This window comes from Dysosmobacter sp. (assembly GCF_034093755.1).
Taxonomy (GTDB): Bacteria; Bacillota; Clostridia; order Oscillospirales; family Oscillospiraceae; genus Oscillibacter.
On record NZ_JAXEBZ010000063.1, the window covers coordinates 17,755 to 37,569 of the forward strand.

At 62.3% G+C, this 19,815-nt stretch carries 24 protein-coding genes; all 24 read left to right on the forward strand.

The genetic code is table 11. The features are described 5' to 3' along the window. The first annotated feature begins 4 nt into the window (after positions 1 to 4). The 24 genes from scpB to rpoZ all read left to right on the forward strand — a co-directional run bounded on the left by scpB (position 5) and on the right by rpoZ (position 19,797). Positions 5 to 646: an SMC-Scp complex subunit ScpB gene (scpB, locus tag SOX55_RS08335; RefSeq protein WP_325286978.1), complete on the forward strand. Its 642-nt coding sequence runs from the start codon at positions 5 to 7 to the stop codon at positions 644 to 646. A 33-nt stretch (positions 647 to 679) separates the two neighbouring features. Next, positions 680 to 1,348 (forward strand): hypothetical protein, encoded by a 669-nt coding sequence (locus SOX55_RS08340; protein ID WP_325286979.1) that lies wholly within the window; start codon positions 680 to 682, stop codon positions 1,346 to 1,348. 14 nt (positions 1,349 to 1,362) lie between these two features. After that, a complete protein-coding gene (gene ytfJ, locus SOX55_RS08345; RefSeq protein ID WP_325286980.1) occupies positions 1,363 to 1,755 on the forward strand; it encodes a GerW family sporulation protein in 393 nt (130 codons plus the stop codon). Positions 1,756 to 1,798: 43 nt separating this feature from the next. Continuing rightward, complete coding sequence (locus SOX55_RS08350; RefSeq protein ID WP_325286981.1) at positions 1,799 to 2,872, forward strand: D-alanyl-D-alanine carboxypeptidase family protein; 1,074 nt, start codon at positions 1,799 to 1,801, stop codon at positions 2,870 to 2,872. A 30-nt stretch (positions 2,873 to 2,902) separates the two neighbouring features. Then, positions 2,903 to 3,619, forward strand: a complete 717-nt coding sequence (locus tag SOX55_RS08355; protein WP_325286982.1) for a pseudouridine synthase — start codon at positions 2,903 to 2,905, stop codon at positions 3,617 to 3,619. Between the two features lie 127 nt (positions 3,620 to 3,746). Further along, the gene (locus SOX55_RS08360) at positions 3,747 to 4,613 is read left to right on the forward strand and encodes a MurR/RpiR family transcriptional regulator (protein ID WP_325286983.1); all 867 of its coding nucleotides are present in this window, start codon (positions 3,747 to 3,749) and stop codon (positions 4,611 to 4,613) included. Further along, positions 4,606 to 5,844 carry an NAD(P)/FAD-dependent oxidoreductase gene (locus SOX55_RS08365; RefSeq protein ID WP_325286984.1) on the forward strand — a complete coding sequence of 413 codons (1,239 nt, stop codon included), beginning with the start codon at positions 4,606 to 4,608 and terminating at the stop codon, positions 5,842 to 5,844. Before SOX55_RS08360 ends, SOX55_RS08365 begins: the two co-directional genes overlap by 8 nt. A gap of 18 nt (positions 5,845 to 5,862) precedes the next feature. Further along, on the forward strand, positions 5,863 to 6,537 hold the full coding sequence (cmk, locus tag SOX55_RS08370; RefSeq protein WP_325286985.1) for a (d)CMP kinase: 675 nt from the start codon (positions 5,863 to 5,865) through the stop codon (positions 6,535 to 6,537). Next, positions 6,534 to 7,169 (forward strand): lysophospholipid acyltransferase family protein, encoded by a 636-nt coding sequence (locus SOX55_RS08375; protein WP_325286986.1) that lies wholly within the window; start codon positions 6,534 to 6,536, stop codon positions 7,167 to 7,169. Before cmk ends, SOX55_RS08375 begins: the two co-directional genes overlap by 4 nt. Next, on the forward strand, positions 7,166 to 9,130 hold the full coding sequence (locus SOX55_RS08380; RefSeq protein WP_325286987.1) for a bifunctional 4-hydroxy-3-methylbut-2-enyl diphosphate reductase/30S ribosomal protein S1: 1,965 nt from the start codon (positions 7,166 to 7,168) through the stop codon (positions 9,128 to 9,130). Before SOX55_RS08375 ends, SOX55_RS08380 begins: the two co-directional genes overlap by 4 nt. Before the next feature lie 172 nt (positions 9,131 to 9,302). Further along, on the forward strand, positions 9,303 to 10,643 hold the full coding sequence (locus SOX55_RS08385) for a butyryl-CoA:acetate CoA-transferase (RefSeq protein WP_325286988.1): 1,341 nt from the start codon (positions 9,303 to 9,305) through the stop codon (positions 10,641 to 10,643). Between the two features lie 123 nt (positions 10,644 to 10,766). Continuing rightward, positions 10,767 to 11,495 carry a 2-C-methyl-D-erythritol 4-phosphate cytidylyltransferase gene (gene ispD / locus SOX55_RS08390; protein WP_325286989.1) on the forward strand — a complete coding sequence of 243 codons (729 nt, stop codon included), beginning with the start codon at positions 10,767 to 10,769 and terminating at the stop codon, positions 11,493 to 11,495. Continuing rightward, positions 11,492 to 11,977, forward strand: a complete 486-nt coding sequence (gene ispF / locus SOX55_RS08395; protein WP_325286990.1) for a 2-C-methyl-D-erythritol 2,4-cyclodiphosphate synthase — start codon at positions 11,492 to 11,494, stop codon at positions 11,975 to 11,977. The genes ispD and ispF overlap by 4 nt, the downstream gene beginning before the upstream one ends. 84 nt (positions 11,978 to 12,061) lie before the next feature. Further along, positions 12,062 to 12,316, forward strand: coding sequence for a DUF3343 domain-containing protein (locus tag SOX55_RS08400; protein WP_325286991.1), 255 nt, complete (start codon positions 12,062 to 12,064; stop codon positions 12,314 to 12,316). Further along, the gene (locus SOX55_RS08405) at positions 12,313 to 13,446 is read left to right on the forward strand and encodes an aminotransferase class V-fold PLP-dependent enzyme (protein WP_325286992.1); all 1,134 of its coding nucleotides are present in this window, start codon (positions 12,313 to 12,315) and stop codon (positions 13,444 to 13,446) included. The genes SOX55_RS08400 and SOX55_RS08405 overlap by 4 nt, the downstream gene beginning before the upstream one ends. Before the next feature lie 135 nt (positions 13,447 to 13,581). Beyond that, a complete protein-coding gene (gene cdaA, locus SOX55_RS08410) occupies positions 13,582 to 14,418 on the forward strand; it encodes a diadenylate cyclase CdaA (RefSeq protein WP_325286993.1) in 837 nt (278 codons plus the stop codon). After that, positions 14,411 to 15,721 carry a CdaR family protein gene (locus tag SOX55_RS08415; protein ID WP_325286994.1) on the forward strand — a complete coding sequence of 437 codons (1,311 nt, stop codon included), beginning with the start codon at positions 14,411 to 14,413 and terminating at the stop codon, positions 15,719 to 15,721. Before cdaA ends, SOX55_RS08415 begins: the two co-directional genes overlap by 8 nt. A gap of 12 nt (positions 15,722 to 15,733) precedes the next feature. Continuing rightward, entirely contained in the window at positions 15,734 to 16,141 is a 408-nt protein-coding gene (locus tag SOX55_RS08420; protein ID WP_325286995.1) for a SoxR reducing system RseC family protein, read from the forward strand. Between the two features lie 8 nt (positions 16,142 to 16,149). Continuing rightward, positions 16,150 to 17,058, forward strand: coding sequence for a DUF5685 family protein (locus tag SOX55_RS08425; RefSeq protein ID WP_325286996.1), 909 nt, complete (start codon positions 16,150 to 16,152; stop codon positions 17,056 to 17,058). After that, complete coding sequence (locus SOX55_RS08430; protein ID WP_325286997.1) at positions 17,051 to 17,686, forward strand: J domain-containing protein; 636 nt, start codon at positions 17,051 to 17,053, stop codon at positions 17,684 to 17,686. Before SOX55_RS08425 ends, SOX55_RS08430 begins: the two co-directional genes overlap by 8 nt. A 63-nt stretch (positions 17,687 to 17,749) precedes the next feature. Further along, complete coding sequence (locus tag SOX55_RS08435; RefSeq protein WP_325286998.1) at positions 17,750 to 18,628, forward strand: YicC/YloC family endoribonuclease; 879 nt, start codon at positions 17,750 to 17,752, stop codon at positions 18,626 to 18,628. A 10-nt stretch (positions 18,629 to 18,638) separates the two neighbouring features. Further along, complete coding sequence (locus SOX55_RS08440) at positions 18,639 to 18,896, forward strand: DUF370 domain-containing protein (protein ID WP_325286999.1); 258 nt, start codon at positions 18,639 to 18,641, stop codon at positions 18,894 to 18,896. A gap of 1 nt (position 18,897) precedes the next feature. Then, positions 18,898 to 19,494 (forward strand): guanylate kinase, encoded by a 597-nt coding sequence (gmk, locus tag SOX55_RS08445; RefSeq protein ID WP_325287000.1) that lies wholly within the window; start codon positions 18,898 to 18,900, stop codon positions 19,492 to 19,494. Between the two features lie 48 nt (positions 19,495 to 19,542). Further along, on the forward strand, positions 19,543 to 19,797 hold the full coding sequence (gene rpoZ, locus SOX55_RS08450; protein WP_325287001.1) for a DNA-directed RNA polymerase subunit omega: 255 nt from the start codon (positions 19,543 to 19,545) through the stop codon (positions 19,795 to 19,797). Positions 19,798 to 19,815 lie beyond the last annotated feature (18 nt).

Sequence of the window (19,815 nt, forward strand, 5' to 3'; positions counted from 1 at the left end):
CAACATGGAAAACTTAGAGATGAAGGAGATCGAGTCCGCCATTGAGGGCATTCTGTTTGCGGCGGGGGAGCCGGTGCGGGAGGACCGCATCGCCGCCGCCCTGGAGCTGGACCGTCCCACGGTGCAGCAGATGCTCCAGAAGCTGATGGACTATTACGCCTATGAGCGCCGGGGCATCCGCCTGCTGCACATGGAGGACACCTGGCAGCTGTGCTCCGCGCCGGACTATGCCGACGCCATCCGCCGGGCCTTCGAGATCCGGAAGCCCGCCAAGCTGAGCCAGCCTGCCCTGGAAGTGCTGACCATCATCGCCTATTATCAGCCCACCACCCGGGCCTACGTGGACCAGATCCGGGGCGTGGACAGCTCTTATACCGTGGGACTGCTGCTGGAGCGGAAGCTCATTGAGGAATGCGGCCGGCTGCAGGTTCCGGGCCGTCCTCACCTGTACCGCACCACGAAGAATTTCCTGCGGGCCTTCCATCTGACCAGCCTGGACGAACTTCCGGAGATGCCGGATCTGGCCGGGGAGGGCCAGATGCGGCTGGGGGATGACGGCGCCATCATTGACCCGGAGTCGGAGGAGCGGGTGATCGTGGACGCGGACCGCCCGGAGACGGCGGAGGACATCCGTCCGGAGGACTGAGGAACAAACCTGAGAAAAAGGGGGTGACGGGCCGTGATACTGCTGTGGGTTCTGGGCATTCTGCTGGGACTGCTGGTGCTGGTATGTCTGCTGCGGGTAGGCGCCGTGGTCAGCTATGACGGGACGCTGACGGTCCGCGCCGCCGTTGGGCCGTTCCGGTTTCAGGCGGTTCCAGGGAAAGAGCCAAAAAAGGAAAAACCGAAACGGAAAAAGCCGGAACAGGAACCGGCTCCGGAAAAAACGAAGGAGAAAAAGAAGCCGGCGTTTCCCCGGCCGGACCGGAGCGACATCCGGTCCGCTGTCTCGGAACTGTGGCCGCCGCTGAAGCGGGCGCTGGGCCGGACCCGCCGCGGGATCCGCATTGCCCCCCTGGAGGTGTCAGTGGTGCTGGGCGGTAGGGATGATCCGGCGAAGGCGGCGGAAAACTACGGGTACGCCAACGCCGCCGTCTGGTCCGCCATGCCGGCGCTGGAGCAGCTGCTGGACATTCCCCACCCCCATATTCATATCGGGATGGACTTTGAACAGGGGCAGGACTGCTTTGGAGTCCGGGCCGGCGTCACCATCCGGGTGGGGACGCTGCTGGCAGTCGGGCTGCAGATCGGCATCCCGGCATTGAAATGGTATCTGCGCTTCCGGAAGCGCCACAAACAGGCGGCGACGCCGAACACCGAACCGGCTGAAAAACGTCCGGCGGCATAGAAAGGATGGTTTTCATGGACAATCTGGAGAAAAAGACCCCTCTCAACGATCTGATGCGTTCCACGATGGAGAAGATTCACGAAATGGTGGACACCAATACGATTGTCGGCCAGCCCATCAGCACGGCGGACGGCGTGACCCTGATCCCCATTTCCAAGGTCAGCTTCGGCTTCGGCGCCGGCGGCGGAGATTACGGAAAGAGCACCCAGAACTTCGGTGGCGGCAGCGGCGCCGGTGTGAAAATTGACCCCGTGGCCTTCCTGGTGATCAAGGACGGCGTCACCCGCGTTCTGCCTGTGGCGGTGCCGCCGGCGTCCACGGTGGACCGGGTCATTGACATGGTTCCGGACCTGATGGATAAGGTGGAAAAATATTTCGACAAAAAGAAGGAAAAAGACGAGCTGTGACCGGGGTATACTAAGACCACTCTGATGCAGGAGTGGTGATTGGATGCCGGAACACAAACACAATCGGATCTGCGGGCTGCTTTGCGCCCTGTTGCTGCTGACGGGCACTGTGGGACAGGCTGCGGCCGTCAGTACCTCCGCGGCTGCCGCCGTGCTGATGGACGCTGACAGCGGCCGGGTGCTGTATCAGCAGAACGGGGCGGAGCGGATGCGGATCGCCAGCACCACCAAGATCATGACGGCGCTGGTGGCCATTGAAAACGGTGACCTCTCCGAAACGGTAACCGTCCGGCGGGCGGAGACGCTGGTGGAGGGCAGCTCCATGTATCTGAAGGAAGGGGAGCGGCTGACGCTGGAGACGCTGCTCTACGGGCTGCTGCTGTGCTCCGGCAATGACGCGGCGCTGGTGATCGCTCGGGCTGTGGGCGGAAGCCAGGAGCGGTTTGTGGACATGATGAACCGCAAGGCCGCGTCGCTGGGCATGGAGGACACCTCCTTTGCCAACCCCAACGGACTGGATCAGGAGGGGCATTACTCCACCGCCATGGACATGGCGAAGCTTTCCTGCGCCGCGGTGAAAAACGAGACGCTGATGCGGATTGCCTCCACCAGGAGTGTTGCCATCGGCGGCCGCACCATGTACAACCACAACAAGCTGCTGTCTTACGTGGACGGTTGCATCGGCCTGAAGACCGGCTATACCAGGGCCGCCGGACGGACGCTGCTGTCCTGCGCCCAGCGGAACGGGCAGCGTCTGGTGGCGGTGACGCTGCAGGACGGCAATGACTGGGTGGATCACCAGCAGCTGTATGACTTCGGCTTTTCCGCCTACCCCGCAAAGCGGGCAGTGACCCGGGGAGAGGTGATCGCCCGTCTGCCGCTGCGAAACGGCGCGGGGACAGTGGTTCCTGTTCTGGCGGCAGATTCTTTTTCCTACCCTGTGGGGGAGGGAGAGCGGCTGACGGTGAACCTGGAGCTGCCGGGGACGCTGGATGCTCCGGTGCAGGCGGGGGAGACTGTCGGCTGGGCGTCGGTTCATCTTGGCGGTGAGGAAGTGGGCCGTGTCCGGCTGGTGTGCGGCGTGTCCGTATCGGCGGTTGGGAAAGACGGAGCATAATCCCGGACAGGGAAGAAAGGGAGGGCCGGCGTGGAAGAACGGCTGCAAAAACTGATTGCCGCCGCCGGCATCTGCTCCCGGCGGGCCGCCGAGGAACTGCTGGCGGCGGGCCGGGTGCAGGTCAACGGCCGGCGGGCCGGCCTGGGGGAGAAGGCGGACCCGGACCGGGATACTATCACGGTGGACGGAAAGCCCATCTCCCGCCCCCGGGAGCATCTCTACCTGATGCTTCACAAGCCGGTGGGCTATGTCACCACCCTTTCCGACGAGAAGGGGCGTCCCACGGTGGCGGACCTGACCCGGGATGTGGGCCGGCGCGTCTTTCCCGTGGGGCGGCTGGACCTGATGAGCGAGGGACTGCTGCTGATGACGGATGACGGCGAGCTGATGCAGCGGCTGACCCACCCGAAGTATGAGACGGCAAAGACCTATCAGCTGACGGTGTCCGGAGCGCTGGAGGGCGCCGCGGAGCGTCTGGCGGCGGTGCGGGAGCTGGACGGAGAGCCGATCCGCCCGGCGGAGACAGCCCTGCTGCGGCGGACGCCCCAGACGGCGGAACTTTCCGTTACCATCCGGGAGGGGAAGAACCGGCAAATCCGACGGATGTGCGCCGCCTGCGGACTTACGGTGCTGCGGCTGCGGCGGGTGCAGGAGCATACGCTGCGGCTGGGCGATCTCGCGCCGGGGAAGTGGCGCCGCCTGACGGCGGAGGAAATTTCCGCCCTGAAAACGCGTACACGACAGTGAGCGGCTTCGCTGACAGCCACTCACTGAAATTTTTTGCAGGATATAACGGATTTCCTGCAAAAATTGTTTGAAAAATGCAGGATGTGTGGTAAAATAGAAAAAGCGAAACCATACAGGAGGACCGATCATGGCAAAGAGCATTTTACATACAATTGAAAACAACATGAAGGGGTTTTCCAAGGGACAGAAGAAAATTGCCGAATATATCCTTGGAAACTATGACAAAGCCGCGTTTATGACCGCCAGCAAGCTGGGCAAGCTGGTGGGCGTCAGCGAGTCCACGGTGGTGCGGTTTGCTTCTGAACTGGGATATGACGGGTATCCCAGCATGCAGCGGGCTCTGCAGGAAATGATCCGCAGCCGCCTGACCTCCACCCAGCGCATCAAGGCCACGGGAGATATGCTCTCCGGACAGGACCTGCTGTCCACGGTGGTCAATTCGGACATTGACAAGCTGCGGATGGTTGTGGACGAGATGAACCGGGATGATTTCAACCGGGTGTGCGACGAGATTATGAAGGCCCGGCGGATCTATATTCTGGGCACCCGTTCCTCCACGTTTGTGGCAGGCTACCTGAATTTCTACATGCACTTGATGTTTGACAACGTCACGCTGGTGCAGACCAACGCCGCCGGTGAGATGCTGGAGCAGCTGTTCCGCGTCGGCCCCGGAGATGTGATGCTGGCCATTACCTTCCCCCGGTACTCCAAGGTGACCAAGAATACGGTGCAGTTCGTCAAGGACCGGGGCGCCACCATTGTCGCCATCACCGACAGCGAGCTTTCCCCCATCTATCAGCTGGCGAATGTGTCGCTGCTGGTGCCCAGTGAGATGTTCTCCTTTGTGGACTCCCTGGTGGCCCCCATGTCCATCATCAACGCGCTGCTGGTGGCGCTGGGCTACCGGAAGAACGGGGAGGTCTCCGCCACCTTCGCCCAGCTGGAGGACATCTGGGACGAATACGGTGTGTTCGGAAAGACAGACGATGAGTAAGACGGTTGTTGTGGTGGGCGGAGGCCCCGCTGGAATGATGGCTGCCATTACCGCCGCGGAGCGGGGGGCGAAGGTTACGCTGCTGGAGCCCAACGAGCGGCTGGGAAAGAAGCTGAATATCACCGGAAAGGGCCGCTGCAATGTCACCAACAACGCGGGACTGGAGACGCTGCTGGCCAACGTCCCGGGAAACGGAAAATTCCTCTACAGCGCCTTTTCCCGGTTCGACGGCCGGGATACTATGGCGTTTTTCGAGGGCCTCGGCGTGCCGCTGAAAACGGAGCGGGGCAACCGGGTCTTTCCGGTTTCCGACCGGGCCTTTGACATCAGCGCCGCTCTGGAGCGGCGGCTGAAGGCGCTGCAGGTCACCCTGGTGCGGGACCGGGCGGTTTCCCTGACCCTAAAGGAGGGAACGGCCCGGGGCGTGAAAGGGGAGAAGGGGGACTATCCGGCGGACGCGGTGATTCTGGCCACCGGCGGCGTGTCCTATCCCGCCACCGGCTCCACCGGTGAGGGCCACCGGATGGCGGCGGCGGCCGGCCACACGGTCACGCCTCTGCGGGGTTCCCTGGTGCCTCTGCGGGAAAAGGGAAACACCTGCGCCCGGATGCAGGGGCTGAGCCTGCGGAACGTGGGGCTGACGGTGTTTGAAAATGACAAGCGGCTCTATACGGACTTCGGCGAGATGCTGTTCACCCACTTCGGCGTCAGCGGTCCGCTGATTCTGTCGGCCTCCGCCCATATGCGGCATTTCGACAAGAAGAACTACCGCCTGGAGATCGATCTGAAGCCTGCTCTGGACGAACCGACACTGGATAAGCGGCTGCTGTCCGACTTTGAAAAATACAGCAACAGCGATTTTGCCAACGCCCTGAAGGATCTGCTGCCCCAGAAGCTGATCCCGGTGATGGTGGACGCCTCCGGCATTCCGCCCCATCAGAAAGTACACGGGATTACCCGGGAACAGCGGCGGGAGCTGCTGCGGTTGCTGAAGCATTTCCCGGTGGATATCGCCGGCCCCTCCCCGGTGACGGACGCCATTGTCACGGCAGGCGGCGTAAAAATCCGGGAGATCAACCCAACCACAATGGAATCAAAGCTTGTAAAGGGATTGCACTTTGCGGGTGAACTGATCGATGTGGACGCCTATACCGGCGGCTTCAACCTCCAGATCGCCTGGGCCACCGGCCGGGCCGCGGGAGAGGCTGCGGCGGAGGAATACAGCGAATAAAAGGATTGGAACGATTTTATGAATATCAGCGTTGCCATTGACGGCCCCTCCGGGGCCGGAAAAAGCACCCTGGCCAAGGCGGTTGCCGCTGAGCTGGGGTATTTATATGTGGATACCGGCGCTATTTACCGCACCATCGGCTACTATGCCTGGGCCAACGGGCTGGACCCCCATGACGGCGCGGCCCTGGCGGCGGCCCTGCCGGGCCTGCGCATCGAAATGCGTTACGGGGACGACGGCCTGCAGCACATGCTGCTGGGCGGCGAGGATGTCACCGCGCAGATCCGCCTGCCGGAGATCTCCATGTACGCCTCCGCCGTGTCCGCCCATCCGGAGGTCCGCTCCTACCTGCTGGAGATGCAGCGGGCGCTGGCCAGGAGCAACAGCGTGGTCATGGACGGCCGGGACATCGGCACTGTGGTGCTGCCGGAGGCGCAGGTCAAGGTGTTCCTGACCGCCTCCCCGGAGACCCGGGCCGCCCGCCGCTGCCGGGAGCTGGAGCAGCGTGGGACGCCGGAGCCCTTTGAGAAGGTTCTGGAGGACATCCGCCGGCGGGATTACAACGACACCCACCGGGCCGCGGCGCCTCTGCGCCAGGCGGAGGATGCCGTGTATCTGGACACCACGGAGCTGGATTTCGCGCAGAGCCGCCAGGCCCTGCTGGATATCATCCGGGAGAGGACGAGCTTATGAAACCGTTTAACCGACTGTTCGTATTCATTTATTATTTAGTTGGCTTTATTGCCGACATTCTCCACCCGGTGACGGTGGAGGGGCTGGAAAAGCTGCCGGAGCACGGGGCGCTGCTGTGTCCCAACCACGCCAGCAACTGGGACCCGATTCTGGTGGCGCTGAAGCTGCCGGTGAATTACCGGCTGCACATTATGGGAAAAGAAGAGCTGTTTCAGTACAAGCTGCTGGGCTGGCTGCTGAGAAAGTGCGGCGTGTTTCCGGTGAACCGGGGCGCCTCTGACATCCAGGCGGTGAAGACCTCCATTCAGTCCATCAAGCAGGGCGACAACCTGCTGATCTTCCCGGAGGGCACGGTGATCCGGGACGGCATCGGCTACGTGGACGGCCTGCCGGCCCACGCCAAGGCCGGCGTGGCGGTGATCGGCGTGCGCACCGGCGCTACCATGATTCCGGTATTTGTGGACGGGAAGAAAAAGACCTTCCACAGGACCCGCATTATTTTCGGCGATCCCTATCAGCCGGTGTACAGCGGCCGCCACGGCACCTCTGATGAGATGCAGAAGATTGCCGATGACATCCTGGCCGCCGCCTATGCCCTGGGCGGCCAGAAGGTGGGAGGCGAACCGCTGTGAACGAAGTGATTCTGGCCAAAAGCGCCGGCTTCTGCTACGGCGTGGAACGGGCGGTCCGTCTGGCGGAGGAGACGGCGGACCGGAGCGGCGGCTGCTACATGCTGGGAGATCTGATCCACAACGCCCACGTGGTGCGCTCCCTGGAGCAGCGGGGCGTCCGGAAGGCGGAGAACCCCGGCGCACTGACGGAACGGGACACGGTGATCATCCGCTCCCACGGTGAGCGGAAGGACGTGCTGGACCGGCTGGAGGCGGCGGGGGTGTGCTGCGTCAACGCCACCTGCCCCAACGTCATCCGCATTCAGAACCTGGTGGCCCGGGCGGAGCAGGAGGGACGCCGGGCGGTCATCATCGGCGAGGCCAACCATCCGGAGGTGCTGGGCGTGGCCAGCTGGTGCGCCGATCCGCTGATTTTTGAGGGGCCGGAGGCAGTGCAGGAATGGCTGGATTCCGATGAAAAAAACCGGGAAATCCCCCTGACGGTGGTGGCTCAGACCACCTGCATTCGTGAACTTTTTGAAACTTCCGCAAAAAAACTAAAAAAACAGTGTACAAACGCAAAAATATTTGATACAATATGCAATGCTACGCATAAACGCCAGTCGGAAGCCGCCGAGATCGCGGCCAAAGTTGACGTTATGGTTGTGGTAGGGGACCGTAAAAGCGCGAACACCAAACATTTGACGGAAATTTGTAAAGAGAGCTGCAGAAACGTTTTCCAGATCGAAAACGCGGACGAGCTCTCACCGGATCAGTTCAATGGTTGCTCTGTTGCAGGTCTTACGGCCGGTGCTTCCACGCCTGCGGGCATCATTAAGGAGGTATATGCAACGATGAGCGAAGAAATCAAAGTGGCCGAGGGCAAAGAGGAGTCCTTCGAGGAATTACTGAATCAGTCTTTCAAAACTTTAAATACAGGAGAGAAGGTCACCGGTATTGTCACGGCCATCACCCCCACTGAGGTGCAGGTGGACGTGGGCGCCAAGCAGGCCGCTTACATCAAGCTGAGCGAGCTGTCTGACGATCCCACCGCCAAGCCCGAGGATATCGTGAAGGTGGGCGACGAGATCGAGACTTACATTGTCCGCGTCAATGACGTGGAGGGCTATGCCGAGCTGTCCAAGAAGCGGCTGGACGCCGTCAAGATCTGGGAGAACATCGAGAAGGCCGTTGAGGAAAAGACCGTCATGGAAGGCACCGTTACCGAGGAGAACAAGGGCGGTATCGTGGTTTCCGTCAAGGGCGTGCGGGTGTTCGTTCCCGCTTCCCAGAGCGGCCTGCCCCGCGGCGCGGAGCTGTCCGCCCTGATCAAGACCAAGGTGAAGCTGCGCATCACCGAGGTGAACCGTGCCCGCCGCCGCGTGGTGGGCTCCATCCGTGCCGTCCAGAACGAGGAGCGTCAGGCTGCTCAGGCCGAGGTCTGGGCCAACATCGAGGCCGGCAAGCACTACACCGGCACCGTGAAGTCCATGACTTCCTACGGCGTGTTTGTGGACATCGGCGGCGTGGACGGTATGGTACATATCTCCGAGCTGAGCTGGAGCCGCATCAAGACCCCCGCTGAGGTCTGCAAGGTGGGCGACACCCTGGATGTGTACGTCATCTCTTACGATCCCGAGAAGCGCAAGATCTCCCTGGGCGTCAAGGATCACAACGTCGATCCCTGGCAGTCCTTCATGAACCAGTATGCTGTGGGCGACGTGGCCTCTGTCCGCATCGTCAAGCTGATGAGCTTCGGCGCGTTTGCCGAGGTGGTTCCCGGCGTGGACGGCCTGATCCACATTTCCCAGATCGCCGACCGCCGCATCGAGAAGCCCGAGGACGTGCTGTCCGAGGGTCAGATCGTGGACGCCAAGATCATCGCTGTGGACGAGGAGAAGAAGAAGATCTCCCTGTCCATCCGCGCTCTGCTGGCCCCCGCCGCCGAAGAGGCTGCGGAGGAGGCTCCCGTGGAGGAGTAATCATCCGGCATTTTGCAAGGCAGGCCTGCGGGCCTGCCTTGTTTTTTCGGGAAATCGTGATTTATTTCACATATTGGATTGCATTGCACGATTTGCTGTGTTATAATCGCAAAGTATGAAAATACAATCTGCCTCAAGCGAAAGAGCGAATTGAATCAGGAGGAGATATAGAATGACCTATCAGGAACAGTATCAGCAGAAACTGACTACTGCGGCGGAAGCCGTCAAGGTTGTCAAGAGCGGCGACTGGGTGGATTACACCTGGTGCACCAACCATCCCATCGAGCTGGACAAGGCTCTGGCGGCCCGGAAGGACGAGCTGCATGACGTGAAGGTCCGGGGCGGCGTGACCATGTGGATGCCGGAGATTGCCAAGGCGGAGGACGCCGGCGACCACTTTGCCTGGCATTCCTGGCACTGCAGCGGCATTGACCGGAAGATCATTGCCAAGGGCATGGGCTATTTCAGCCCCATGCGCTATTCCGAACTGCCCCGCTTCTACCGGGAGCATCTGGACCCCGTGGATGTGGTGATGCTGCAGACCACCCCCATGGACGTCCACGGCAACTTCAACTTCGGCCTGGGCTGCTCTCACATCGCTGATATCATCGCCCGCGCCAAGTGCGTCATCGTGGAAGTCAACGAGAAGATGCCCTGGGTCAACGGCCTCACCGGCACCGAGGTGAACATCGCCGACGTGGATATGGTGGTGGAGGGCCAGAACCCCGACGTGGCCCAGCTGGGCGGCGGCGCTGCCCCCACGGATGTGGACGTGGCCGTGGCCAACCTGGTGGTTCCCCAGATTCCCAACGGCGCCTGCCTGCAGCTGGGCATCGGCGGTATGCCCAACACCATCGGCGCCATGATCGCCCAGTCCGATCTGAAGGACCTGTCCGTCCATACGGAGATGTACGTGGACGCGTTCGTGGCCATGGCGAAGGCCGGCAAGATCACCGGCCGCTGCAAGGCGCTGGACAAGGGCCGTCAGGTGTTTGCCTTCGCTGCCGGCAGCAAGGAGCTGTATGACTATGTGGACCGGAACCCGGACGTGATGGCCGCGCCGGTGGACTACACCAACGACGTGCGGGTCATGGCCCAGATTGACAACTTCATCTCCATCAACAACGCCATCGATATGGACCTGTTCGGCCAGGTGAACGCCGAGTCCGCCGGCACCAAGCATATCTCCGGCACCGGCGGCCAGCTGGACTTCGCCATGGGCGCGTATCTGTCCAAGGGCGGCAAGAGCTTCATCTGCATGTCCTCCACCATGACGGACAAGCAGGGCAACGTCAAGAGCCGCATTGTGCCCACCCTGACCCCCGGCTCTATCGCCACCGATCCCCGCAGCTGCACCCACTACATCGTCACCGAGTACGGCATGGTGAACATGAAGGGCCTGAGCACCTGGCAGCGGGCGGAGGCGGCCATCTCCCTGGCGCACCCCGACTTCCGGGAGCAGCTCATCAAGGACGCGGAGAAGATGGGCATCTGGCGCAGAAGCAACAAGTGATTTTCACCGGGCGGACGGCAGCTTTGCCGTCCGCCTTTTTCGGCCCGGAAAACGCTTGTCAATGGCAGCGCCGGACGGTATAATAAAATCGATGCTTCAAAATCTGCCTGAGCGGAGGTTGTTATGGGCTTTTTCAAACGGTTTCGGGACGCAAAGCGCCCCTTCTGCACCGCGCTGGTGGCTGCGGCCGGCAGCTCCACCCGCATGGGCGGCGGCGTCAGCAAGCTGATGCTGCCGCTGGAGGGCATTCCGGTGCTGGCTCGGACGCTGCAGGCACTGGACCAGGCCCGGAGCGTGGACGCCATCGTCATCGCCGCCCGGGAGGAGGACATCGTGCCTTTTTCCCAACTGTGCCGCACCTACGGCATCGGAAAGCCGGTGAAGGTAGTCCGGGGCGGGGAGAACCGGGAGGCCTCGGTGCTGTGTGCCGCGCTGGAGGCGGACCCCCGCACGCAGCTTCTGGCGGTGCAGGACGGCGCCCGCCCGCTGGTGACGCCGGAGCTGATCGACACCGTGGTGGAAGCCGCCGCCCGCTGCAGCGCCGCTGCTCCCGCGGTTCCCCTGAAGGACACGGTGAAGGTGGTACGGGACGGCGCGGTGGCGGAGACGCTGGACCGCAGCACGCTGGCCGCGGTTCAGACGCCCCAGGTGTTTGAGGCCAGCCTGCTGAAAGCGGCGCTGCAGTCCGCCCTGGAGGCCGGCGCCCAGCTTACCGACGACTGCTCCGCCGTGGAACGGCTGGGGAAGGTGGTCTATCTGGTGGAGGGCTCTGAGGAGAATTTGAAGATCACCACTCCGGTGGACCTGGTGGTGGCTGCGGCGATTCTGCGGGAAAGGTGGGGGCGGGCATGACGGCTCTGCGGATCGGACAGGGATATGATGTGCACCGGCTGACGGAGGGCCGCCGGCTGATTCTGGGCGGCGTGGACATCCCCTATGAAAAGGGGCTGGACGGCCATTCCGACGCCGACGTGCTGGTCCACGCGGTGATGGACGCCCTGCTGGGCGCCGCTAAGGGCGGCGACATCGGCAGGCTGTTCCCGGACACGGATCCCCGGTACAAGGGCATCTCCAGCCTGGAGCTGCTGCGCCACGTGGCAGCGCTGTTGGGGGAGCGGGGCTATGCGGTGGTGAATATCGACGCCACGCTGATTGCCCAGGCGCCGAAGATCGCGCCCTATAAGAGCCGGATGGAGGAGAACATCGCCCGCTGCCTGGGCATTGCCCCGGAGCAGGTGAATGTGAAAGCCACCACGGAGGAGCGTCTGGGCTTCACCGGCGACGGCTCCGGCATGTCGGCCCAGGCGGTTGCCCTTCTGGAGCGGACGAATTGAGCAAAAGCGGACTGCCGCAGGCAGTCCGCTTTTTGGCACCCCTGTCTTTCCCGTGCGTATGCTGGATAGAGAGGAGGAGTGTCTGTGGAATCCATTTTGCTGATCGTGCGGTCGGTGACACAGGCGCAGCTCATGGAACGCGCCCTGTGGAAAGCCGGAATCCGCGCTTCGATCTCCCGTACGCCCATGGAACTGACTGCCAACAGCGGATGCACCTATGCGGTGCGCATCGCCGCGGAGGATCTGGCAGCGGCCATTCAGATGATCAACGGGACCGGTCTGCGTCCCGCGGGAATATATGCTTCCGATTCTCTGGGATACCGGGAGGTGGCGCCATGATCTATCTGGACAGCGCCGCCACCACCTTCCAGAAGCCCGCCGCTGTGGAGCAGGCGGCGGGCAGAGCCTTCCGGGAACTCAGTTCGCCGGGAAGAGGCGGATATGCCGCTGCCGTGGCGGCGGCGGAAACAGCCCTGGACTGCCGGACGGAGCTGCAGCAGCTCTTTCACGCGGCAGGCCCGGACCGGGTGGTGTTCACCATGAACGCCACCCACGCCCTGAATATCGCCATCAAGAGCGTGGTTCCGGAGGGCGGGAAAGCCGTGATCTCCGGCTATGAGCACAACGCCGTAACCCGCCCGCTGGCGTCCCTCGGCGCCGGCGCCGTTGTGGCCTCCGCTCCGCTGTTCCGGCCGGATCAGGCCCTGGAGGCCTTTGACCAGGCTACCCGGTCCGGCGCGGACGCGGTGATCTGCAACCATGTGTCCAATGTGTTCGGCTTTGCCCAGCCCATAGAGGAGATCGCCGCGCTGTGCCGGGACCGGCACATCCCCCTGATCATCGACGCCTCCCAGTCCGCCGGGGTTCTGCCGCTGGATATGACCGCGCTGGGCGCGGCTTATATGGCCATGGCGGGCCACAAGGGCCTGTATGGTCCGCAGGGCACCGGCGTCCTGCTCTGCGGCGCGGACGCCAATCCGAAGCCGCTGCTGGAAGGGGGGACGGGGAGCCTTTCCCGCCAGCAGGAGATGCCGGATTTCCTGCCGGACCGGCTGGAAGCCGGCACCCACAACATGCCCGGCATCGCCGGATTGCTGGAGGGCGTCCGGTTTGTGCGGCGGCAGGGCGTCCGGAGCATCTGCCGCGGTGAGCGGCAGCTGGCGGCGCTGACGGCCGCGGGACTGCGGCGCCTGCCGGGCGTCCGGGTGTTTGCGAGGGAGGATCTGTTTGCCCAGACGGGCGTGCTCTCCTTTGTCAGCGACCGGATGGACGCCATGGCCGTGGGCGCGGCGCTGGCGCAGCGGGATATCGCCGTGCGCGCGGGGCTGCACTGCGCGCCGCTGGCCCATCAGAGCGCGGGAACCCTTGAGAGCGGGACGGTGCGCGTCAGCTTTTCCGCCCTGAACAGCGAGGTGGAGGTTTTCCGGTTTCTGGAAACCCTTGCGGACATCCTACAGGGGAAATCTTGAATATACCGTGAATTTTGGCAGTGTCCACCTTGAAATCCTTCCGCATATTCTATATAATCTAAAGTACTCATGACTGGGGGAAGGGAGAAGGACATGGTTCTCAACTGGTTCACAAACTTCGGCAGATATTTGTCGATGATCCGGATCACGGATTATCTGGATATGATCATCATGGCCGCGGTGGTTTACAAAATCCTTTCCCTGGGAAAGAACTCCCGGGCCACCAGCCTCTTCAAGGGACTGGGCGTATTCCTGCTGGCGCTGTGGGTATCCACACTTCTGCAGCTCCACGGAATCAGCTATATCATGGGGCTGCTGGTGAATTGGGGCGTTCTGGCCCTCATCATTCTGTTCCAGCCGGAGATCCGCCGGATTCTGGAGGAGCTGGGCAGCCGGAAATTCAACATCATGGGCCTGTTTTCCCCCAGAGAATCGCTGACGGCCCTGGACCACGCCATCGGACAGACGGTGCTGGCCTGCACGGAGATGTCCAAGACCCGCACCGGCGCCCTGATCGTTTTCGAGCGGGAGCTGAAGCTGGATGATATGGTCCGCAGCGGCACCGTGCTGGACGCGGCCGTGTCCAATGAGCTGCTGAAAAACATTTTCTTCGTGAAGGCGCCCATGCATGACGGCGCGGTGATCATCCGGCAGGGCCGGGTGCTGGGCGCCGGATGCATGCTGCCGCTGAGCAAAAACGTGAACCTCTCCCGGGACCTGGGCATGCGCCACCGGGCCGGCATCGGCATGAGCGAGAACTCCGACGCGGTGGTGGTCATTGTGTCGGAGGAGACCGGTTCCATTTCCGTGGCCACCGGTGGAATGCTCAAGCGCCACCTGATGCCGGAAACTCTGGAAAATCTCCTGCGGAACGAGCTGCTTCCGCGGGAGTCCCAGGAGGCGGACAAGCGTCGGTTTGACCTGTTTGGATGGCTGCGTGCCAGAAAGGACGGAGCCGGTGACGATGAATAACGAGAACTTCAATGGAACAAAGGCTGTCCGGATTCTGGTCTCCCTGCTGGTGGCGATCTGCATCTGGGTATTTGTGGATGACGCCGGCGGCTATGTGGTCACGGTGAACGCCGCGGACATTCCGGTGGAATTCCTGGGCGAGGCCACGCTGGCGGACCGGGGTCTGATGCTGCTGGATGACACGGAGTCCACCTTCAGCCTGGAGATCAGCGGCACCAAAAAGGCCCTGATGACCCTGGATACCTCCAAAATCCGGGTGCAGGTGGACCTGACTGACGTGACCGCCGCAGGGCAGCAGAGCGTCGCCGTCAAGGCCCGCTATCCCAGCGGCTTTGACAGCAGCAAGGTCAGCATGAAGCCCAAGGACCGCAGCAGCTTCAATATCTCCGCCAATGTGGGCGAGCTTTACCGCAAGAGCGTGGAGATCCGCTGCGATATTCAGGGCGCGGTGGCCGACGGCTATATCGCCGGAGAGCTGCAGTTCCAGCCGGGAACCCTGGAGGTCCGGGGCCAGCAGTCCGAAGTGGAGAATATCAGCTACGCCAGGGTGACGCTGGTGATCGACAACGCCACGGAGACGGTCTCCGAGACGCTGGATTACCGGCTGTATGACGATCTGGGCCGTGAGGTCAGCGGCGCCAACATCCACCCGGTGACGGATCAGATTCAGGTTCTGCTGCCGGTGTATGTGATCAAGGAGCTGCCGCTGGAGGTGAACTTCATTGAGTCTCCCGGCTCCAGTCTGGACAATGTGACCTACCGGATTGAGCCCGCCAGCATCAAGGTCTACGGCGATGCCGCCCTGCTGCGGGACATCAACTCCATCAAGCTGGATGACTTTGACCTGTCCTCCATCAGCTCCAAGTCCACTTTCTATTACCAGATCCCGCTGCCGGACGGCTGCGAGAATCTGAGCAGCATCTCCCGGGCCACTATGATCATCGAGTTCAACGATCTGGTGGTGGATACCCTGACCACCGGGCAGATTGCGTATGAAAATCCGCCGGAGGGGAAAGAGATTTCCATCCTGACCAACCAGATTCAGGTGACCCTCCGGGGAACCTCGGTGGATGTGGGCGCGCTGACGCCGGAGGATGTGACCGTTGTGGCGGACCTGCGGGACGTCAGCTCTGCCAGCGGAAGCTACACGGTTCCGGCGGAGGTCCGGCTGAATTCCGACGGCGACATCGGAGTGATCGGGTCTTACCAAATCCGCATCAACATCAGTGACCCGGTGGTGCCCGAGGAGCCGGAGGAGCCGGAGACCGGCGGAGAAGAGGACAATTCCAATCAAGAACAGTAACGGGAGCTTATCATGACGCAAATCGCAACGGTTGAAAAAATTCTGGACGCGGACCACGCGGTGATTTCCGTGCCCCGTAAAACTGCCTGCGGCCATGACTGCGAGGAGTGCGCCGGCTGCGGCGTCAACGGGGCGGCGGTGAAGGCCAAAGCCAAAAACGCGGTCGGCGCCCGGCCCGGGCAGAAGGTGGTCGTGGAGAGCGACACGAAGAATATGCTGGGCATCATCAGCCTGGTTTACCTGACGCCGGTGGTGCTGTTCCTGCTGGGGTATCTGCTGACCTGGTTCCTCCCCTCGGAGGGGATGCGCTACGCGGCAGCGGCGGTGGCCTTCTTCGTCGGCATCATTCCGGCTATCCTCTATGACCGCCGTGTCCGGCGGCAGGGGGGACTGGAGTTCACCATCGTCCGGCTGTTCTGAGAGCTGCGGTGTTCGGTTATGTTTGCCCGCCTCTGGGCGTGCTTCCGGAGGAGGAACAGGAGCGGTTCCGGGAAGCCTACTGTGGCCTTTGCCACACGCTGGGCCGGCGGTTCGGATTCCGGACGCGGTTTATCCTGAATTACGATTTTACCTTTCTGGCCATCCTTTTTTCGGACGGACAGGAGCCGGACCGGGGATGCGCCCGCTGTGTGGTACACCCCTGCAGAAAGCGGCACTATCAGCAGCCGGACCCGGCGCTGGAGCTGGCGGCGGATGAGAGTGTGATTCTGGCCTACTGGCAGCTGCGGGACGGCGTTGCCGACCACGGCTTCTGGAAGGGGCTGCAGTACCGGTTTCTCTCCCGGCTGCTGCGGGGCGCCTACCGCAAGGCGGCGGCGCTGCGGCCTGACTTCGACGCCGGCACCCGGGAGCAGCTGCGGCAGCTGTCCGCGCTGGAGGCGGAGCAGTGCCCGTCCATGGACCGGGCGGCGGACGCCTTCGCAGCGCTGCTGGGCGGCGCCGCCAAAGAGGTGGAGGACCCCATCCGCCGGCGGGTGCTGGAGCAGATCCTGTATCATCTGGGCCGCTGGATCTATCTGGTGGATGCGGCGGATGACCTGAAAAAGGACGCCAGATCCGGCGATTACAACCCGGTGGCACTGCGGTACGGCCTGACAGACGGAACATGGACGGCGGAGAGCCGCCATGCCTTCGCCCTGACGCTGGACCACTCGGTGCATATGATGGCCACGGCTTTTGAACTGTGGGATTTCGGCCGCTGGCAGAAGATTCTGGAAAGCACACTGTATACCGGTTTATTCTCCGTGGGCGCTGCGGTTCTGAACGGGACGTTCCGAGCCAGCCTTCGCGGACAGTATAGAAAGAAACGCAAGAATGTGAGGAAGTCACATGAATGATCCCTATCAGATCTTAGGAGTTCCCGAGACAGCCACCGACGCGGAGGTCAAAAAGGCCTATCTGAATCTGGCGCGCAAGTACCATCCGGACAACTACCATGACAATCCGCTGGCAGACCTTGCCCAGGAGAAGATGAAAGAGATCAATGCCGCCTATGAGGAAATCAACAAGCGGCGCAGCGGCCGGGGGGGTTATGCCGGAAGCGGAAGCTCCGGCAGCTATTACGGCGGCAGCCGCGGCAGCTCCTATCAGGGCGGCTACAGCGGTGGCTACGGCAGCTACAGCAGCAGCTCCGTGCTGCAGCAGGTACGCCTCGCCATCAATTCCGGTGATCTGACCCGGGCGGAGGCGCTGCTGGCCAATTATTCGGACCACAACGCCGAGTGGAACTTCCTGCGGGGCGCCATCTGCTACCGCCGGGGCTGGATGGACGAGGCCAGGCGCTACTACGAGACGGCGTGCCAGATGGAGCCTGACAACGCCGAGTACCGCCAGGCACTGAACTATATGGAAAACGGCGCCGCCGGCTCCTATCATCCCAGTGGGAGCCCCTTCGGTACGGAAATCTGCGCCGCCAACAGCATGTGTCTGCCGCTGTACTGCTGCATGCTGCCGCTGTGCTGCTGAGAATTGTGTGAGTGACCTGCCGGAGCTGTGCGGCCCGGCGGGGAAGATAAGGGAGGAAGAAGCTTGATCAAGAGTATGACCGGCTACGGCCGGGCCCGCGAGATGCGGAACAAGCGGGATATTACGGTGGAGGTGCGGTCCGTCAACAACCGGTATCTGGACTGTACCGTGAAGATGCCCCGGATGTATGCGTTCGCGGAAGACGCGGTGAAAAGCTGTGTGCAGAAGGCGGTTTCCCGGGGTAAGGTGGATGTTTTCATCACGGTGGACGCTTCCGCCGCTGACGTGGCCAAGGTTTCGGTGAACCGGGAACTGGCCGCCGGCTATGTGGCTGCCCTGCAGGAGCTGGCTGCCGTCTGCGGCACGGAGGCGAAGGTGCTGCCGGAGCAGCTGTCCCGTTTCCCGGACGTGCTGACTGTCACCAAGGAGGACGAGGATCTGGAGACGGTCAGCGCCGACCTGTGCGCCGTGCTGGAGCAGGCCCTGGAGGCTTATAACCAGATGCGCTCCGTGGAGGGCGGGAAACTGGCTGCCGATATCGGCGGCCGGCTGACCACCATTGAGACCCTCACCGGCGAGGTGGAGCGCCGCTCCCCGGAGACGGTGGCGGAGTACCGCCAGAAGCTCACCGCCCGGATGCAGGAGGTGCTGCAGAGCACCACCATTGACGAGCAGCGCATCCTGACGGAGGCCGCCATCTACGCCGACAAGATCGCCGTGGACGAGGAGACGGTGCGGCTGCGGAGCCACGTCTCTCAGCTGCGGACCATGCTGGAGGCCGCCGAGCCCATTGGCCGGAAGATGGACTTTTTGATCCAGGAGGTCAACCGGGAGTCCAACACCATCGGCTCCAAGTGCAACGATGTGGCCATTGCCCGGGTGGTGGTGGACCTGAAGGCGGAAGTGGAGAAGATCCGCGAGCAGGTGCAGAACATCGAGTGAGGCGCCGGCCATGAAGCTCATCAATATCGGATTCGGAAATATGGTGTCGGCGGACCGGCTGCTGGCGGTTGTCAGCCCGGATTCGGCGCCCATCAAGCGTCTGGTGCAGGAGTCCCGGGAGAGGGGCATGCTGATCGACGCTACCTACGGCCGCAAAACGGCTGCCATCTGCATTATGGACAGTGATCATGTGATTCTGTCGGCTCTGCCTCCGGAAAAGCTGGCCGGCAGGCTGCAGGTGGAAAATACCCCGGAGGAGGATACCTGACATGCAGAAGGGAAAGACTTTTATCATCTCCGGACCTTCCGGAGTGGGCAAGAGCACCGTGCTCAAAAGCCTGCTGGAGCGGCGGAAAAACGTGTATTTCTCCGTTTCCGCTACCACCCGCGCTCCCCGCGACGGAGAGACGGACGGCGTGCACTATCATTTCCTGGATGTGGACACGTTCCGCAGCTGGATTGCCCGGGACGAGTTCCTGGAGTACGCGGAGTACGTGGGCAACTTCTACGGCACGCCCAAAAAGTTTGTGGACGCCGCCATGGAGGAGGGCAAGGATGTGATTCTGGACATTGAGGTCCAGGGCGCCATCCAGGTGTGCAGCAAGCGGCCGGACACCGTGCGCATCTTCATCGCCCCGCCCTCCTGGGAGGAGCTGGAGCGCCGGCTCACCGAGCGGGGCACCGACGATCCCGACAAGGTGCAAAAGCGCCTTCTGCGGGCCAAGGTGGAGTTCCAGACCGCCCACACCTATGACTATTTTGTCATCAATGACACCGTGGAGAACGCGGTGAATGAGCTGGATGCCATCATGACGGCGGAGCACTGCAAGCCCCAGGAGCGGATGGAAATCATCAGCCAGCAGTAAATTCAATCAATTTTCGCCGGATTTCCGGCAGAATGGAAGGTATACACAATGTCCAGTATTGCAACCGAGAAAAAGGGAATGATCTATCCCGCCATGAACAAACTGACCGCCCGTGTTCCCAACCGCTACATGCTGGTGAACGTGGTGGCCCGCCGCGCCCGCCAGATCGCGGAGGACGCCGAGGAGAACTTCACCAAGCTGGAGGAGAAGCCGGTTACCCTGGCTATTGACGAGGTGGCGCTGGGTAAGATTGACGCCTCCGGCATGGATCTGACCATTGAGGAGAGCCGCGGCAACGTGTGAGAACGGGGAGGGATGCGG

Coding starts and splice junctions, on each gene's coding strand:
- cdaA (WP_325286993.1), top strand. CDS start 13,582: ATGATCCGGATCACGGATTATCTGGATATGATCATCATGGCCGCGGTG.
- SOX55_RS08415 (WP_325286994.1), top strand. CDS start 14,411: ATGAATAACGAGAACTTCAATGGAACAAAGGCTGTCCGGATTCTGGTC.
- rpoZ (WP_325287001.1), top strand. CDS start 19,543: ATGTCCAGTATTGCAACCGAGAAAAAGGGAATGATCTATCCCGCCATG.
- SOX55_RS08420 (WP_325286995.1), top strand. CDS start 15,734: ATGACGCAAATCGCAACGGTTGAAAAAATTCTGGACGCGGACCACGCG.
- scpB (WP_325286978.1), top strand. CDS start 5: ATGGAAAACTTAGAGATGAAGGAGATCGAGTCCGCCATTGAGGGCATT.
- SOX55_RS08365 (WP_325286984.1), top strand. CDS start 4,606: ATGAGTAAGACGGTTGTTGTGGTGGGCGGAGGCCCCGCTGGAATGATG.
- gmk (WP_325287000.1), top strand. CDS start 18,898: ATGCAGAAGGGAAAGACTTTTATCATCTCCGGACCTTCCGGAGTGGGC.
- SOX55_RS08360 (WP_325286983.1), top strand. CDS start 3,747: ATGGCAAAGAGCATTTTACATACAATTGAAAACAACATGAAGGGGTTT.
- SOX55_RS08375 (WP_325286986.1), top strand. CDS start 6,534: ATGAAACCGTTTAACCGACTGTTCGTATTCATTTATTATTTAGTTGGC.
- SOX55_RS08350 (WP_325286981.1), top strand. CDS start 1,799: ATGCCGGAACACAAACACAATCGGATCTGCGGGCTGCTTTGCGCCCTG.
- SOX55_RS08385 (WP_325286988.1), top strand. CDS start 9,303: ATGACCTATCAGGAACAGTATCAGCAGAAACTGACTACTGCGGCGGAA.
- ispD (WP_325286989.1), top strand. CDS start 10,767: ATGGGCTTTTTCAAACGGTTTCGGGACGCAAAGCGCCCCTTCTGCACC.
- SOX55_RS08405 (WP_325286992.1), top strand. CDS start 12,313: ATGATCTATCTGGACAGCGCCGCCACCACCTTCCAGAAGCCCGCCGCT.
- ispF (WP_325286990.1), top strand. CDS start 11,492: ATGACGGCTCTGCGGATCGGACAGGGATATGATGTGCACCGGCTGACG.
- SOX55_RS08440 (WP_325286999.1), top strand. CDS start 18,639: ATGAAGCTCATCAATATCGGATTCGGAAATATGGTGTCGGCGGACCGG.
- SOX55_RS08430 (WP_325286997.1), top strand. CDS start 17,051: ATGAATGATCCCTATCAGATCTTAGGAGTTCCCGAGACAGCCACCGAC.
- ytfJ (WP_325286980.1), top strand. CDS start 1,363: ATGGACAATCTGGAGAAAAAGACCCCTCTCAACGATCTGATGCGTTCC.
- cmk (WP_325286985.1), top strand. CDS start 5,863: ATGAATATCAGCGTTGCCATTGACGGCCCCTCCGGGGCCGGAAAAAGC.